The sequence below is a fragment of the Pedobacter frigiditerrae genome (assembly GCF_032678705.1).
Taxonomy (GTDB): domain Bacteria; phylum Bacteroidota; class Bacteroidia; order Sphingobacteriales; family Sphingobacteriaceae; genus Pedobacter; species Pedobacter frigiditerrae_A.
The window spans coordinates 1,602,868-1,619,085 of sequence record NZ_JAVTSS010000002.1 but is presented as its reverse complement, the minus strand read 5'-3'; the positions used below and the strand labels follow the sequence as shown (position 1 = coordinate 1,619,085).

Annotated in this window: 20 protein-coding genes; all 20 read right to left on the bottom strand. The window is 47.2% G+C overall.

The features are described 5' to 3' along the window. Positions 1-53: 53 nt before the first annotated feature. Positions 54-896, bottom strand: coding sequence for a conjugative transposon protein TraN (gene traN / locus R2Q59_RS17640; protein WP_316786613.1), 843 nt, complete (start codon positions 894-896; stop codon positions 54-56). 11 nt (positions 897-907) lie between these two features. Further along, positions 908-2,119 (bottom strand): conjugative transposon protein TraM, encoded by a 1,212-nt coding sequence (gene traM / locus R2Q59_RS17635; protein WP_316786612.1) that lies wholly within the window; start codon positions 2,117-2,119, stop codon positions 908-910. 2 nt (positions 2,120-2,121) lie between these two features. Further along, entirely contained in the window at positions 2,122-2,547 is a 426-nt protein-coding gene (locus tag R2Q59_RS17630) for a hypothetical protein (protein ID WP_316786610.1), read from the bottom strand. Further along, a complete protein-coding gene (gene traK / locus R2Q59_RS17625) occupies positions 2,525-3,145 on the bottom strand; it encodes a conjugative transposon protein TraK (RefSeq protein WP_316786608.1) in 621 nt (206 codons plus the stop codon). Before traK ends, R2Q59_RS17630 begins: the two co-directional genes overlap by 23 nt. Continuing rightward, complete coding sequence (locus R2Q59_RS17620; RefSeq protein WP_316786607.1) at positions 3,145-4,296, bottom strand: plasmid transfer protein; 1,152 nt, start codon at positions 4,294-4,296, stop codon at positions 3,145-3,147. The genes traK and R2Q59_RS17620 overlap by 1 nt, the downstream gene beginning before the upstream one ends. A 6-nt stretch (positions 4,297-4,302) precedes the next feature. Beyond that, positions 4,303-5,085, bottom strand: coding sequence for a hypothetical protein (locus tag R2Q59_RS17615; protein ID WP_316786605.1), 783 nt, complete (start codon positions 5,083-5,085; stop codon positions 4,303-4,305). Between the two features lies 1 nt (position 5,086). Further along, a complete protein-coding gene (locus R2Q59_RS17610) occupies positions 5,087-5,758 on the bottom strand; it encodes a hypothetical protein (RefSeq protein ID WP_316786604.1) in 672 nt (223 codons plus the stop codon). A 3-nt stretch (positions 5,759-5,761) separates the two neighbouring features. Further along, positions 5,762-6,415 (bottom strand): hypothetical protein, encoded by a 654-nt coding sequence (locus R2Q59_RS17605; protein ID WP_316786600.1) that lies wholly within the window; start codon positions 6,413-6,415, stop codon positions 5,762-5,764. Then, positions 6,412-7,074, bottom strand: coding sequence for a hypothetical protein (locus R2Q59_RS17600; RefSeq protein WP_316786599.1), 663 nt, complete (start codon positions 7,072-7,074; stop codon positions 6,412-6,414). The genes R2Q59_RS17605 and R2Q59_RS17600 overlap by 4 nt, the downstream gene beginning before the upstream one ends. Further along, the gene (locus tag R2Q59_RS17595; protein ID WP_316786597.1) at positions 7,071-9,569 is read right to left on the bottom strand and encodes a TraG family conjugative transposon ATPase; all 2,499 of its coding nucleotides are present in this window, start codon (positions 9,567-9,569) and stop codon (positions 7,071-7,073) included. The genes R2Q59_RS17600 and R2Q59_RS17595 overlap by 4 nt, the downstream gene beginning before the upstream one ends. Next, complete coding sequence (locus R2Q59_RS17590; protein WP_316786595.1) at positions 9,541-9,849, bottom strand: DUF4133 domain-containing protein; 309 nt, start codon at positions 9,847-9,849, stop codon at positions 9,541-9,543. Before R2Q59_RS17590 ends, R2Q59_RS17595 begins: the two co-directional genes overlap by 29 nt. Then, positions 9,849-10,160 carry a DUF4134 domain-containing protein gene (locus tag R2Q59_RS17585; protein WP_316786593.1) on the bottom strand — a complete coding sequence of 104 codons (312 nt, stop codon included), beginning with the start codon at positions 10,158-10,160 and terminating at the stop codon, positions 9,849-9,851. The genes R2Q59_RS17590 and R2Q59_RS17585 overlap by 1 nt, the downstream gene beginning before the upstream one ends. 41 nt (positions 10,161-10,201) lie before the next feature. Continuing rightward, on the bottom strand, positions 10,202-10,522 hold the full coding sequence (locus R2Q59_RS17580) for a DUF4134 family protein (protein WP_316786591.1): 321 nt from the start codon (positions 10,520-10,522) through the stop codon (positions 10,202-10,204). A gap of 6 nt (positions 10,523-10,528) precedes the next feature. Then, positions 10,529-10,858: a hypothetical protein gene (locus R2Q59_RS17575; protein WP_316786589.1), complete on the bottom strand. Its 330-nt coding sequence runs from the start codon at positions 10,856-10,858 to the stop codon at positions 10,529-10,531. After that, positions 10,855-11,220, bottom strand: a complete 366-nt coding sequence (locus R2Q59_RS17570; protein ID WP_316786587.1) for a hypothetical protein — start codon at positions 11,218-11,220, stop codon at positions 10,855-10,857. The genes R2Q59_RS17575 and R2Q59_RS17570 overlap by 4 nt, the downstream gene beginning before the upstream one ends. Beyond that, a complete protein-coding gene (locus R2Q59_RS17565) occupies positions 11,217-11,852 on the bottom strand; it encodes a ParA family protein (RefSeq protein ID WP_316786585.1) in 636 nt (211 codons plus the stop codon). The genes R2Q59_RS17570 and R2Q59_RS17565 overlap by 4 nt, the downstream gene beginning before the upstream one ends. A gap of 13 nt (positions 11,853-11,865) precedes the next feature. Further along, positions 11,866-13,080 carry a relaxase/mobilization nuclease domain-containing protein gene (locus R2Q59_RS17560; RefSeq protein ID WP_316786583.1) on the bottom strand — a complete coding sequence of 405 codons (1,215 nt, stop codon included), beginning with the start codon at positions 13,078-13,080 and terminating at the stop codon, positions 11,866-11,868. After that, positions 13,077-13,484, bottom strand: coding sequence for a plasmid mobilization relaxosome protein MobC (locus tag R2Q59_RS17555; protein WP_316786581.1), 408 nt, complete (start codon positions 13,482-13,484; stop codon positions 13,077-13,079). The genes R2Q59_RS17560 and R2Q59_RS17555 overlap by 4 nt, the downstream gene beginning before the upstream one ends. An 11-nt stretch (positions 13,485-13,495) precedes the next feature. Beyond that, entirely contained in the window at positions 13,496-14,476 is a 981-nt protein-coding gene (locus tag R2Q59_RS17550) for a DNA cytosine methyltransferase (RefSeq protein ID WP_410478931.1), read from the bottom strand. Between the two features lie 739 nt (positions 14,477-15,215). Further along, on the bottom strand, positions 15,216-16,199 hold the full coding sequence (locus R2Q59_RS17545; protein ID WP_316786578.1) for a toprim domain-containing protein: 984 nt from the start codon (positions 16,197-16,199) through the stop codon (positions 15,216-15,218). Positions 16,200-16,218 lie beyond the last annotated feature (19 nt).

Below are 16,218 nucleotides of genomic sequence, written 5' to 3'. Positions count from 1 at the left end.
AGTAGTTTGCATTTGATGGGCGGAAAAAGCCACTGGCTTGCCTCCCTGGAAATTTATAGACTGTCTGCTTTCAGTATATCGCTGTATCTGATCTGAAGGGTGAGCACCCTGCCTGAAATCTGTTTTTCGGTCAGTTCGATATTCAGAATCTTGTTGCCTGGAAAGGTTGCCTTTTTCAGCACATATACGTTCCTGTACCGTTTTTTAAACGATGTATTCGTATACAGCTGCCAGACCGGACTGATTTCAACGGACTGGACATTGGTCGCTTTGGTGATTTTTTTATCCTCTATCTTAAAGCGCTGTTCATCGATCTGATAAGACAGGTTGCTCTTATTGAAATAGCTGATGTCCAAAAAAATGTGGTCTCCAACTGCATAGATATGATTTAGTCTGGACTGTAGTCCATATGCCTTGGATTTACGAAGGCTGACCCCTGTTGGCTCAGTTAGGATCTTTACGGCAAAATCCTGCATTTCTTTGGAGGTCAGGTTTATTCCCGGCACTTCCAGCGGGCGGGTATGTTCCGGCAGGATATTGATCTGCGCGGGAACTGTGGGCGCAGGGCTGTCGATGTAGAGCAGGTTGTACTGTGCGATAAAGCTTTCCCCAACGATCGTAACGATACCCGCCATTTTACCTGGTAGCTCAAAGTGCTTGGCGGAATCAGGCACGATCTTTAACCGCAGCACATTCTTTAACGGCAGGTCTCCCGCAATGGCATTCGTGGATATATCCACATACTGAATGGGCTCAGGGGAAATAAAGTGCAGTGAAATATTTGGTCCGATAGCTATTTCGGGCAGGTCTTTGCGGTTCATAACTGGCTGTTGCTGGGCATAGAGCCCTTGGACCATCAAAAAGATGGCCATCAAAAAAACAATAGATTTCTTCATAATGAGGTGGGTTAATATTTGCTTTGGGTATTTTTAAGTTCTTCGGGGTCGATAAGATAGACCTCTGTATTGTACTTCAGTTTTGCCTTGTTGCTTCGTACCAACTTGCTGACGGCAGTGGTGGTAGACTGGAACATCTTTTGGACCATGCTCATCACCAGCTGGTTGTTGTTTTCAGCCTGTTGCTGAATGGTGAAGCCCTGGCTGGCATCGCTTCCAAGTGCTTTTGAAAATTCCCTGAAAGCAGATGCAGGCACATAAAGCCCTGGCAAGCCGTCATTGTCGTAAATATCCAATCTGACCGGCAGGATATTGTTTTCCTGAAAAACAGAACTGATCGACAGGTTGACCCGCTGGCCTGTAAAACCTGTGATCTGGGCGTACAGATAAGTTCCTTTTTTTATCAGGAACCTTCCTGCGCTCATATCATCCAGTAGGCGGATGCGAAGCCTTGACCCTGCATACCCTGTGATATTCTGATCTACAATGGCTCGGATAAAGCTTCCTTCTGTAACTGGTGAAATGGTATTGAAAAGCGATGCAGATGCCGAGGTTTTGGAAACACTCAGCTTTTTCGCATTTCTCATCTCTTTTTCTGCAAGTGCCATAGCTTTCTCCCTGGCCTGCTCGGACCTGTATTCGGGATCATTCGCCTTGCCCATACTGTCGATCAGCGACATCTGTTCCCGAAAAATCTTCATCGGTTCTGTCTGCGCTGAACTTGTAGACTGCATTGGAGCTGGAGGTTGCTGTTTAAGTTTGGAAAGTGCGGTTGCAAGGTCTCGGTCCGGATCATAATTCCTTGCCTGCCGTGGTCTGGGGTTGAGGTCGGTAAATGAAGTATGCATCTTGCGAGGTTCAGAGATGCCGTTGCCGTACTTACGTTTCATTTCCCTTTCGATTGAATCTAGCATGCGCTTTTCCGTCAGGTTATAGAGATCGGGCACATTTTGCCTCCCGGTCTGTTCTTCGCCTATTTCGCCAACGGCGGTATAACCGTCCGCATCTTTATACTGCTTTCGGTAGGCATCCAATTTATCTTCAAGGCCCTTGTTCTTTACATCTTGGGAAACGTCTGCAACATTTTCCTGTAGTGTATTTCCTTTTTTATGTACGGGTGCCTCTTTGCCGAAACTGCTTTTCCATGCGTAAAAGAACAGGCACAAAAAAGGCAGCAGGATCAGCGGCAGCATGTACCGAGGTTGCTTAAAATTGATTTTCATAATTAATGGTTTGATTTTGTATTGAGCTCGTGATGGATGTTTTCCAGTTGTCCGATTGCGTTTTTGACAAGCAGGCTGTCCTTTGCCGTAAGGCTGTCCTTATGCAGCACGGTATTGATCTGGTTTTGCAGGTCGAGTACTTTTTTAAGTGCCTGCCCAGCGCCGACGATCTGGCCCAGTCCCTGTGACATATCCGAACCGGAACCGCTGATAGACGGTAGCGGCTTGGTAACCTTAACCCTCATAACGGTAAAGGCAAGTATGCCCGAAAGCAGGATGCTGGTTACCATGACCGCAAATATCTGCGCAGGATATCTGGCACTGATCCGCTTCCAAAAAGCTCCAATCTGAAGAAAATAGCTTCCGAACTCTTTGCCGAGTTCCTTGTATAGATCAGGGCGGGTCTTAAAATGAGTTTTTCTGTACATTTTCGAGGTCTTTATTTTCCAATGTTTTCCAGCGGGTAATGAGCACTGCATGGGGATTGTTGTCCGAGCGGATTTCGAGGTCTTTCAGATACCCCTCTGTTACCAGCGAGCGGATGATAGTAGAGCTACGGCGGTCTATTTTCTGCCGGCCGTAATAGCGGAAATATTTTCGGACATCATCGATAAAGATGGAATCGGTCTGAAGGGTCAGCACCGCGCTGGAAGAAAGGATAGAATTGAAAAAGCCTTTCTCTTTGAGGTTATTGTACTGTAATGCTCCGCTCTCGTCAACCAGGTACATCGCCTTTTTCATCTGGTATTCGATGTACTTGTCGTCAGGGGTCAGCGAAAAGAACAGGCTGTGGAAAAGATTGACATGCGAGCGGTATTCTGCGGCACGGTTCATCTGCAGGTTGGTCTGCCTTGCCAGTAAGGGTACGCTGTTCGCGTCCAGTACATATACGCTCTTGCGGGCATCGGAAACTTGGCGATAGGCAAAAAAGGAAACGATGAGCACGATAGTCCCGGCCATAACAAAACTCCCGGCAGATAGAAAAGTGGCGAGGCGCACTTTGGCCTCTATGTTTTTGATAATCATTATTTCATCATTTTGGTGAGCAACCTGGACATATTGGAAGCACCGCGCCCCATTGTTGATGCGGCGGAACTGATACCTGAGGTAGATACTATCCAGGTGCTGATGCTTGGAACGGTCAGCATGGTCAACCCGCCGATCAAAAAGGTCACGATTACGATCCCGAAAGAAAGTAGGCCGTTACCTGCGAACCAGCCCAGCTTTTCTAGGCTTTCACCAGATGTGCCGACCAGTTCTTTATATCGGCTGATCTCTGCTTCCATTGCATAATGCTGGAAAAGACTGGCAACATAGAGTACCAAAAAACCGATGCCGGTATATAGGTTGACCGAAATAAAACGGGCAACCCAGGTACTGAAGCTGTCCCTGAACGCGGGAAGGATGCTGATCGCAACGGAAAACGGCCCGAGTATAATCAGTATGGTAGAAAAAATAATCTGTATGATAAAGATGATGTATACGCAGATGCGAAGGATCCAAAGCGCCAGTGTTTCAAGGATCGAGCTGGCCAGTAGCTGAAGGCCGACCTGCATGCGGTTGCGCAGTTCCACGATCGGATTCCATACCTCGGCAAAGCCTTCCTTGACCGTCGACTTGACAGATTCCCAGGCATTTTCATACCAGGTATCAGCTTCCTGTTTTGCGGTTTCGGTCTGCGCCTGTACGGTCAGCAGTTGATCGGCTACCTGTACCATAAGCTGGGCACGTTCCATACGCAGGTTATTGACTTCTGTCTGGCTATCGTTGAACATGAGCTCAGTTTTGTTTGCTACTAGATCGGTCGGATAGGCGACCACCCTAGTAAAAGTGGACCACCAGAGAATGACCATCACCAGCCCGAAAGGTCGGAGCAAGGGCATGATTTCCATTTTTTTATCCCCGGACATCATTTCATAGGATTTGACGGCGAAAAAAATGAGCATAAAAATTGCGGATAATGCCTGTGCATCGGCAATAAAGGCATCATAATGTGTCCATATGGTATTCTTCATCGCTTTCAGAAAATGCATCATACCTTCCTCGTACACACCGTTGCCCTGCAAAAAATTAAAGGTCTTTTTAAAGGAATCCGGCACTTCACCGGAACCTGATTGCACAAAGAGAACGTTCTTAAAACCGGCGGTGCCGGTCAGTGAATTGATTATGTTCATCATGTTGATCTAAAGTTTTGATTTGCGAAGGATATCATCTGCGATCTGTTGATCGGTACGGTAGCCTTGGCTTTGGACAATGGGCTGTTCCCTGGACTTCATCTTGCCGGCCGATTCGCTCAGTGAGAGGAATTTCCGGGCATACTGTTTTTTGGCTTCCCAAGCGGTATTCAATTTTCGGTATTCCAAAAACAGACGGTGATAGGCCAGTATCCTAGAGCCGCGGTCCACCGTAGTATTCATGGCTCCGTCGAGGCGTTCCCTGATGCCATCAGATTCTTCGAGGTACCATTCGTAGACCCCGGTTCGGACGAGATAGTCTCTTTCCTTTGTTGAAACATTTGACAAAAGCTCTTCATCCTGCTGGTCTAGGAGCGGTTCAAATTCGTGTCTGTAATACAGCATCCATAAGGGATCGGCATTGGAAAAGATGGCAGAATAGTTAACCGCTTCGGTAACTACTGTATTTCTTAGGGTATCGGCATGGAGCTTATAGGCATTTTCGGTATTCTGCATTGCGGCCGCAAAGGCCAGTCTTTGGGTCTGCGGCCCGGCAGGCCCCAAAGGGCGCAGGTCGTTTTTGGGGTAATCAGGGTGCCATGCCCAGGTTAGCAGATAGTTTGGGTTCAGACCCAGGAAACCACTGGTTGGGGTAAACTTGCTCTTGCTCCATTGCTTGAACACCATGCGTTCCTGCTGATTGACGATATGCCTGTCACGAATGATACGCTGGGCGGATACTGCCAAGGTTAGCAGGCTGAGCAATGCGATTAAAAGGTATTTCTTCATCATTTTATTGTTTTAAAAGTTGATAATTGCGGATAATATCATCTGCCATCCGGGCATCTTGGTTGACAAAATTCCGATAGGGATTGGCTGTTTTAAGTACGCCGTTTACTTTGGCCCAATACATAGACCTGCCCATGCTGTAGCACAGGGCCCTCATAACTTTCAGCTCCAGAATAATCTTGCGCAACAGCGCGTCCCTCTTCTCATAATCCATCAGTACGTTGCTCCCTTCCTTAAGCACAAAGGCCGATACTTCACTGACCAAGGTGATTCCGCGGGATTTCATCTGGCGAGCCACGTCCTCGGCGAAAAGCAGCAGGTAAGGCTCAGAGCTTGCAATCGCAATCATTGCGTTGCTTTCTCTGACGATATCGGAACTTATCTGGACTATCTGGGTAGCAGCGATTCCACTCTTGAGCGCCTGATTGACCTGGGTAAGGGAATTATGAATGAGGGTCTGGACCAATACCACCGAACTGATATTCAGGTTGATATCGTCCAGCCGAATGCGAATGGTATTCAGATAGTTGTTATGGGTATTTTCGGCCGCCAGGCGTACGGCACCATTTTCATTTACAATTGCAAAATGTTCGGGATCAAAGACCACGGACTGCGCTCTTAACGCTTCTCCGGTAATAAGCAAGAGAACGGCGGTTATTAATATCGTATACCTCATGTATTATGGATTTTTAAGGATGGCTGCGTTGCGGATTATTTCATCGACAAGCTGTTTATCCTGGTTCACGAAATCAGCGAATGGATTATTGGAGCGCTTATAACTTGCCTGTAACATGGCTACCGCCAGTCCTTTGCTCGCGCCCTCTATCAGCCGGAGTTCGGTAAGTGCGTGCGAAAAAAGAATTTTGCGGTCGCTCGCCTTCATCTGGTTGATATCGCCAATGCTCAGCGCTAGGCCAGCTATATAATTTGCCAGCATCCTCGCGCGGTCGGCAAGGTCTTTTTCTGTCTGAAAAGCAAGCGCGATCAGGATAGGATTATCATTTGCCAATTGGTAAATTATATTTTGCTGCCGGATGATTTCCGAGACGACCGGGACAGCTTCAAGTCCGATTTGCGCCGCATCGATAGCCAGCCCTACGGTATGAAAACGTTGTTGCAGTTCACGGTACTTTATCTTCAGCTTGCCCATCTGTGCCCTATTGACCTCTTCATTGGCGGAGGCAATCGCCTGCTTATTCTTTGCCTCATCCTGCCTGCTGTGTTCGCTTTTGCTCTCTGAAACCAATTGATGGATCAGTTCCACGTTAAGCTGGCCAAATGACTTTTGGTGCAGGACCAAAAGCAAACAGCCTATAAAAATTATCGCTCTCATTGTTTTAGGTATTTAGCGTTTCTGATAATGTCATCTGCGATCTGCATATCAATATTGATATAGCCTGCATATGGGTTCAGGGAGTTCAGTATGCCGCGCTGTTTTGCCCAGAACATCGTGCGCTGCATACCGTAGGCGACACCTCGTAGTATCATCAGCTCCGTCCTGATCCTATTGAGCAATTTGGCCCGTTCGCCCGAATCCATCAGGTTATTTACGCCTCCCTGCAATACAAATGAGCTTACCTCCGTGGCAAGCGCAGTTCCCCTTCGCTTGAATTCTCGTGCGCCACCCTCTGCAAACAAAAGCAGTGCGGGGTTGCTTTGGGCAAGTGAAACGGCCTTGTTTACATCTTCAACGATATCCATACTGATCTCTGCAATATCCTGGATGGCAAGCAGCGAACGCACTGCTCCGGATACTTCACTAAGTCCGCGATAGATCTGCTGCTGCAGATCGTTGACAATGACCAACTGGCCTGTTACAGCCAGCTGCCCTCGCTGTATAAGTGTAAGGTTGTCATTTGTCCTATTTAGCTGGCCGTTGATCACCCCAGAGTGGGCGGCCATGGCACCAGCTGTTGTAGGATCAATATAAATCTGGGCAAAAACTGGGCTTAAGGAAAAGCTAAGCGCAGCTATAAAAAGTATTCTTCTCATTTAAAATCGGGTTTAAAATATTCTATTGAACTATTATAGAGCGAGCCGTTGCTATTGACCTTGCGGACAAAAGCTTCCAGGGATAGCCCGCTTTTTTCAAGGTCGGACACAAAGGCTTCTAGGCCCTTCTGGTAGGCCCCATATGTGTTTGCATATATTTCTACGGCGGCCTTTTCTGGTTTTTCGGTAGTGTAAGTGAGATACTGATAGATCGAGTTTTCTACGCCGTAGACTTCCCCAACCGTGCCCCGGCGTATATACACCTCTTTGAAGCGTCCGCGTCCTTCCTTGTTATCAAGCTTATTGATCGTAAATATCTTTTTCTGCTCGGTTTCGGTAATGGACAATAGTTGTGCAATCTCCTTATAGTTCTCCTTGAACTTGCTCTGGTCAAGCAGAAATATAGTATCGGAATTGCTCAGGATGCTGTCTTTTACAACGGCATTCCCAATGATATCGGCCAGCTCCTGGGTCACTACGATGGCCTCGCCCCAAAATTTGCGAACGGTTTTATAGAGGTACAGAATGTACCCTGCCATTAACGGTGATGCAATCGCCTTCCATGCTTCCTCGATGATCAGGGCTTTGCGTTGGGATGCCCTGTGGCGCATCTTTTGGATAAAAACATCCATGATGATCAGGGTAACGATTGGAAACAGGATCTTATTTTCCTTCACGTTGTCTATTTCAAAGACAATAAAACGCTCAGAAAACAGCGACTGATCGGCAGGTTCATTAAGGATGCTGCCAAACTCACCACCCAAATAAAATTTTTTCAGCACATAACGGAATTCGTCCAGGTCAAAGGGTATCTGTTCCTCGCTTTTGATCTGTGGGATTTTCTTTAGGGCAAACTCATAAAATGAATTGAAATTCAGTTGTGACATCTCTTCCCCTTGCCTATCGGCATTAAAATATTGGCCGTAGTATGATGAGATCAGGCTGGAGATAACGTCCCTTTCCACTGTGCTCACCGTTCCTTCCGCACCTTTCCACAGCAGGCTGATGAGTGTACATAAAAAGTCCTTTTTCTCAATATTGTATTCACTTTCATCAATGGCAAAGGGGTTCATGGTGATTGGCCTGTCGTCCGACCAGGTGATGTACTTTCCCTGATAGTAGGCACATAGGCCAGAGTAGGAATGCCCAGTGTCCACGATAACCACATCCATATTGTACTGCATGTACTGCTCAACCAGAGAATTTATCAGGAACGATTTTCCAGATCCCGATGGGCCTAAACAAAACCGATTCCGAGCGTTAATTCGCCCGGAACGCATGGGCAGGTCCGAGAGATCGATCCCCACGGGTATGCCTTGGCGGTCGGTAAACCGTACCAGAAAATCTGAGGGTTCGTCCGTTAAAAGGGATTCCTTAAAGAAGAAACATAACGCTGCATCGGCGGTGGTGAGAAACCAGTCGTATTTTTTCAGTTCCACGCCGTTGCCCGGCAGGGCACAGCGGAACAGTTCCAACTGGTTGTAGGCATTTCGTGATGGAATAATTCCCTGCTGGAAAAGTGCCGCCTCTATGAAATTGGTTGCCTTTCTGATCTGTTCTTCTGCGGCGCAGATTACCATGGAATAATGCGCGTTGACAAGAAGCTGGTTTTCCCGGGCCACATCGACCAGCAGCAGGTCAATGTCTTCCACGCAGATCAGGTTGGCCGGATCGGGAACACCAGAATGGCGCTTGCGTTTCAGTTCCAGTTTGTTGAGCGTCATCTGCTGGGCGGGTATTTCCAGCAGCTGGTTATAGATGATAACCCGGTACCCTGGAACCTGGTGCAAAAAGGAAAGGTTGTCAACGGGAAAATCCCGCATTCCCTTATTATCCTGCTTTTCGATATAGGGACCGATCTTTTCAGGAAGGTCAATGGAGTCGGTATTGACCAGGCTAAGACAGCGGATAGCCAGATTTCCCAGATTCAGCTGTTCGTCCCCGCACCGCATATTGTTAAGTACAATATTGGGAGCGGCAAATTCCATGCTTAGCACCTTGCTTACATAGCGGTTAATCTCGGCCTCGTTCAGGTAGCGCGGATTAAATCCCGCATTGCCAAGCAGGTCTGAAAGCTTCGCCGTATTCTGGTAGAAGTCGGCCAGCACCTTTTTATCAAAAGTGTAAAAGGTACCACGGCCAGTCTGTCGGGTGATGACCAGGTAGGTTTTTATTTCGGTGTATTCCCGACCTTCAAAATGTGCGTGGTACTTTTGTTGGAGAAATTCTCCTGAAGTTGCACCTTTATATTTTTTGCGGATGAATACATCCTGCTTTTGGATAATATGCCCTTCTCCCAAAATCTTGATGATGTTCAGCAATAGGCTTTGGTAGGCTGAATAGGCGTCGGGGTCGGCACCATATTGGAGCACGGGGTTGGTGATGTGCAGGATCACAGAGAAATCGCCTTTATCACCGTACAGAATGTCCAGCCCGTTATAGGTATCGATCCCGGCATAAGGCATTCTAAATGCCGTTTTTCTTTCTCGTTGCATGATTTATCTTTAAATGGACTGGATGGATAATGATCCCGGAGTTGCGGGTTTTGGCGTGCAGGCCGCCCTTTTGGCGGAAATAGGTATAACCAAGGCCCGAGCAGATCAGGGCAATGGTCAAAAAACCTCCGAGGTACATACTGGTGAGTGCCCCGACCAGGCCACCCAAAATGAGGCCACCGGCAAGGGAGCCGATTCCCCAGTAAATGAACTTTCCCTTGAAACCGCGGTAGATAAGGGGCTTTTGAAGCCCCTTATAGATTGAATACCTAGTTGTCATTAAACGCCGAAAAACGCTTTGATAACCACAGATACGAGCACCAGAAAAAGGCAGGAACCGCCCCAACTCATTAGTTCCTTGTTGATGTCCTGATCTCCCGCATTCCATTTGATGTACACGCGAACCCCGCCGATCAGTCCGACCACCGCACCGATGGCAAGGATCAACGTAGACACGGGGTCAACATAACTTGTCAGTGAAGAGGTGGCGGCATTGATCCCGGTTGAACCGCCGCCCTGGGCGAATGAAGATTGAGCTGCCAGAATGGAAAGTGCAGCGATTGCGAACAGTTTTTTGTTTTTTACTGTCATGGATTAAGAAATTAAAAAGTGAATAAAAATTGATAGGCTGTTTAATGCACCCCGAAGAGGGCTTTGAGCGCCGCCCCCATGACCGAAAGGAACAGGCAGGAAAAAAACCAGCCCATGACCTGGGCATCTATGTGGTGTTTCCCTGATTGCCAGTTTGCATAGACCCGAAGGCCACCCAAAATTCCACTGATGGCACCTAGAACTAGCACCATATCGGAAAGGCTGAAATACCAGCGGTGCATTTCCCCGCTAACCTGGTAAAATTCACCGATCCCGGGCGGCGTCTGGGCGAAGCCCAAAAATGGCAGGGCCAAAAAAAAGACAACCAGAGTTGTCTTTAAAAGAGGGTGCATGAGTTTCATTGGCGTCTAGTAAGGGATGGCTTTGGTGTATTCGATCAGATCGGACTGCGCCAGGGAGAAAAGCTGTTTTAGGCTGACCCCGCCAGTGCTTTGTAGCTGACCTGAAGAAATAGACTGCCTGCCTTCAACTCCAGGAGCAGAGTCTTTAGCTAAGCTGGCAGCTGTTCCATCGGAATTGATTTGCGTGGGCTGGTGTTCTTCGGAAAAGATAAGCTCTTCCTGGCCTGCCTCGGAGGCAGATTGCCCCCTTGACCTTAACAGGTCGAAAAGTACATTTAGCAAATAATACAGGCAGTAAACAGCAGCGAGGCTGAGCAGAAATTGTGTCCAGTTCATAATTCTATGGTTTTGATGTTTTCTTTAACGTATTGGATAAGTTCGGGATGTCGATGGAGAAAATCCTGCAGGCAATAGGCGATCAGCTTGTTCATATCAATGGACTTCGCGATTTTAAGCTGCTTCAACAGGAATATCGTGCGGTCATCAAGGCGTATCAAAAGCTTCTCCCTGCCTGTAAGTTCAAAGGTTAGGATACTTTTAAACAGGTTTTCGAGCGATGGATCCACTGGTTTTTTAGTAGATTTTGCGACGGTATTTTTTTTGCCGGCCGCTGATTTGACAGGATCATTCTGCCCTGGGTTGCCGTCTTTTTTAATGGTTTCCCTAAGCTCATCGGCCAGTGATCTGATGCCTGTCATGTTTGTTCCTCCCAATCAAGGTACTGACCATAGATCAGGTCAAGAAGTGGCAGCACAACGGGATAAAGTATCAATGGAGTTTGAAAGGTACTGATGCGCTGAAAATCCACCCGGTCGGCAAGGCCTGGGGCCATCACCCCGAATCGCTGCATTACATTTTCTATTTCGGCCCGTGTCTCATATTTTACCGTGTTCTTGATGCGGTTGGGAATGAAGATGAATGGAGCCTTGTTGTTGATCTTCCGCAATACCATTGCAAAAAGCACGGTTGAATCCACCGAGAACTCGTCGTATGAAAACGGACAGAGCACTAGGTCAGCTGCTGCGAAAAGCGGCAACAGCCCGTCATCATCCATTTTGCCGGGCAGGTCTATCAAGATAAGTTCTCCGGACCTATTGCTGAGCGCACTGTGAAGGGAAGGAAAATGTTTCAGGTCGGCGGGCACTACTTCGTACAAAGGTTCGTTTTCCAGGATCTTTGCCTTTTCCGCTTTTGAGGCAAGGGATTGTTGGTAGTCCATGTCTAGAACAGTTACTTTCCGCTTTTTGATCTGGGTCAGATAGTTAGCGAATAGCAGGGTAAGCGTGCTTTTTCCAGCACCGCCTTTTTGGTTTCCAATGAGTATGACCATAATAGTAGATTTTTTAGCGTGTGTTCGTCCTAGCCTTGCGCTTGCGCTGCCGGTTGCGGCCAAGTATAGCCTCATCGTCAATGTCATTGGCTATATCCAAATTGATTTCTGGCAGCCATGTAGCAAAAACCGAACTTTCGGAGGATCCGGAAATTTCTGTAGGCAGATCCATTCCGGAAGGAAGATCGGGATAGGCCTGTTGGCCAGTTTCACTTCGGACCAGTGGGCTTATCGTAGTTTCAGGCTCAACAATTTCGGCAATAGGATGCTCCGGATCGCTGGTGCTGCTTTTTTGTGGCCCGATAAATTCCGCTATCGGCATCAGTTCACTGCCTTTATAGACAGACTTTTTTGCGTGGTCTATCAGGGTATAGCCGTAAGGTGACTTTCCCGGTTTTCCATGGAGAAGTACCTGCAATCCGAATTTCGAAGCAAGTAGGTCGACGAGTTCCGAGGAGTAGCCTGGAGATTTAGCGGATGTGCCTTTGGCCGTCAGGTGCGTTACGGGAATTGCGCTCGTATTATGGCTAACCATGTACTTTTCGGTAATGGTCCGCAATTGCAACAGCCGATCAATGTCTTTTTGATACTGAGCTGTCCGGGTATCTATTTTGGCTGCCTCAATTTCTCCCTGCAGTTTGCCAAATTTGAAAACCTTGTATTGATTACCGTCAAGTTTTAGGGAGTATCCCTGGCATTCCAACAGCATCATAAACTGGGCGCGGGTAGAAATATTGTAGCCGATGGCATTCTCTATGTCTTTGCTGAGCTGCTGTTTTTCAACAACGCCCATTACCTGGTTCAATATCTGGTAGGCGCGTATCTTCTCATAGCTGTCATTGATCTTTTTGCCGTTCTCATCGATGCGCGTAGATACCATGTGAATGTGGTTATTGGCGGTGTCCTTGTGAAAAACCAGTAGGTACGGCTGGTTGCCATATCCCATGCCATTAAGCCATTGGCTTGCCAATTCGGTAAGCTGTTCCTTACTGTGCGATTTTCCCTTGCAGGAGATTACCGCATGGAATTGTGGATATTTGATACGGGCACTTGTTTTTGACCTTGCCTCTAGATAATTGATATAGTCCTGTGGCCTCAGGTGTTCAAAAGCCTGTAATACGCCAAAATTATCAACTTTCATCAGCTCGCCTTTATCCTTCTCTATTTTGTTCGTGTTGTAATTTACGCCCTTAAAGGTAGCAGAGGGAGGCAGAATTTTGACTATCATAATTGACCTTTCATTAGGCGGATGATCTGCCGGATGTTCTTTTCGAGTTCCTGTTGAACGGTAACATAACCTCCCAGCAAACTGGCGAATTCGGTGGCCACGCTCTGGTTAAGCAGGCCTTGTTTCTGAAGTATGTTTGCATGCTTGGCAAGCTGGTTAATGTTATTCCCGGAACGACCGAGTTCGGCTCCGATGGCATCCAGCTTTTTCATCAGCTCTTTTGTATTGGTCAGCATATTGACGGCATTCTTCAATACTCTGATGCGTACAATATCAGATCGGCTGATGCCCAGTGATTTTTCCAGCTCAAGGAATTGCATCATCTCCTGATCACTCAGCCTTAATTCGAAGCGGCGTATCTTAGGCGCGAGAGCCCTTTCTCTTGCTGGATGGCTATTTCCCATAAGAGATGAATTTATGTCCCTTGGCTCACAGACTGGATGGCACGGAATATTTCTAGGGCAACCTGTGGGACTATGGCGTTGCCGTAAGCTTTTACGCTTTCTGCACGCCAAGTAGGAAAGGCAATTCCGTCCAGTTCGGCGGGAAGCCCATCATCTCCGCCACAAAACGGGGGTTCAGCTGGCCACTTTTCCCAGCCGGGAACTTGGTTTTGCCAATCTGTTCCGCTTTGGGCAACCGGATTTTCAGGCGTTCCAATATGGAGACTGGCGTATTTTTCTGTCTCGGACCGTAGGCATTCGACTGGTCCAGAAGCGTGTAGTAGACCAGAAAATCCGTCAGGGAAACCTGCCCACCGTTGCCCTTGTCGTTCTTGCGGTCGCCGAGCTGCCGCTGTTCCATTACCTCGGACAGTGTTGCCGAGTTGTTGCTCATCTCTGTCGCTGTTGGCGTGGGCAACAAACCAGACCCGGTCCCTTTGGTGCGGGGCGTTGAGGGCAGCAGCCGGAATACACAGAACGACTGGTGTGCCGTCTTCAAGTTGCGGTAGTACATATCCTGCGGCACTGATTTCTGAAATGATGCTTCCGATAACCCTTCGTTGGAGTCGGACGATTGTGCTGTCCGCCTGCTGATGATCGTCCTGACAAAAAAGCTCAACCGCTTTGATTTCCATTTCAGATAGACTGTCTGGTTCGAGAATGCTGAACAGTCCAGCAACGTTTTCAAGAACGATCCACTCGGGCCGTGCTTCTGTAATAATTCGGCAAGCCTCTGGGAAGAGGTAGCGGTCATCCGCTTTGCCCTTCCGCTTTCCGGCCTGGCTGAATGGCTGGCACGGAAATCCTCCGCTGATGATGTCAACGCTTCCCCTAAACTGAGCTGCACTGAATTGAAAGATGTCGTCATAATGGTGGGAGTTTGGCCAGTAATGTTGCAATATGGTCTGGCAAAACGGGTTCCTTTCACAGGAGAAAACATTTTGCCATCCCATCCAAGTAGCGGCGATATCAAAACCGCCGATACCGCTGAATAAGCTGCCGTGTCTAAGCATAGGCGGCGCTTTTGAATGAACAGGGGGCTTGAAAAAATTGGCATGGAGAGGCCCTGATGACATTGGTCATCAAATAATTGCATAATAACATAGGATAAAGTTTAAGGTTAAAGATTTAATGGGCGATTGCCCAATGGCGATGGTATGAGCGCTTCGCCGGAAAAAAAGTGAGTTGCGAGCTTTTTTATTCCCTCAGAAATGCTTTTCCCAACGGGGTTAGCAGGGCGAGGCAAGTTCGTTTTTGTACGTCAGCCCAGCCGAAGGCGGGCTGTACGGACAAAAACACAACTTGCAGAAAACAAAACAAAAAATGGCAGTATTACCGTTGGTAAGATAATAGGGGTTTCTAAGGAAGTAAAGTTGCGTAAGTCGCCTTGAACAGTTGTATAAACAGATAGGTCGATAAATTATATGCAGTTATATGAATAGATATTCATAGAGATAGTTATATATCCGAATGCTTGTACAGCTATCTATCCCGATATAAAATATACCGCCTAAATTTAGCTGAACATACAGCTATAGGAATAAGGGAATAACTGCATATGGTGATATCCATACATTGGGATATATCTCTATACAATCATCTATATATCTATATAAGGGGTTAGCTGTCTATCCAAAGTGTTGATTAGCTATATATATTGATATAGGTATATACAAATAATTGTATAACTGTTTACCTGCTACGGCCTGCTTTATGGTTTGCCATCTCTTGGGGTGCTTCTACTTTTTGGACACTTCCATTTTGCATTTCGTACATCAGCTTTTCGTTATAATCTTTATGAGTTTGGTATTCGCCAGATCGATCTATAGCATGCGGTACATTCGCAATCAGATCGCTCCTACATTTTTGGCCAGGGGCATCGTTGTCGAAATATACATCGACAACAGGAAAATCCTTTACAAGCTTAATTGCACTGGCTAACTGCGTAATTGAATTGAGTACGATTATCGTGGGCATTACCGCTGGCTGATGCATTTTCAGCCAGCTCAGAAAATCCATATAGCCCTCGAATAGGGCAACATGGTTCGTACTACCTTGAATGAATGAAATATCTTTTCCCCCGATGCTGCTCTTAAACCCATTGGCGGTAGTGAACTCCCATCCCTGGTTTTTATTTTGCCATCCAACTGCATAAAAGGTGCGGTGGTCCTCCGGATCATTTTTGTGGCGATAATAGATATCATGGAGATAACCATTTGCTACATCTAATATGCCCCTTGACAGCAGATAGTTTCTTAGGATAAAATTTGAGCCGGCAGGACTTGTTCTCACAATTTCGTATTTAAAATCAAATTGGTTGGACTCTGTCGGGTAATTAGCGGGCGGCAGATAATTTGGGATCTGCAAGGGGTCAAGGTTGCAGACCTCGCTTATTTTGTTTAAAAGTTCTACATAGGGCATCCCCGGCCAATAGGCCATACCCAGTTGGATGATGCCACCACCAAAAATATTGCTCTGGTTTGCGCCACCCCAGTCTTTCCATTTTCCCGCTTCATCCCAAACAGTGAGCGAAGGCGTGTTTTGGCCAGTTTCCCTGAGCATGCTATGGTAAAAATGATCACGTCCCGTCTTGCGGACCGGATGGTGACCAAGCCTGGCCAGAAACTCAACGATGGAAAAATCCTGCAATGCGGATATATCAATAAATTTTGACATGATGTGAACTGATTTAGGA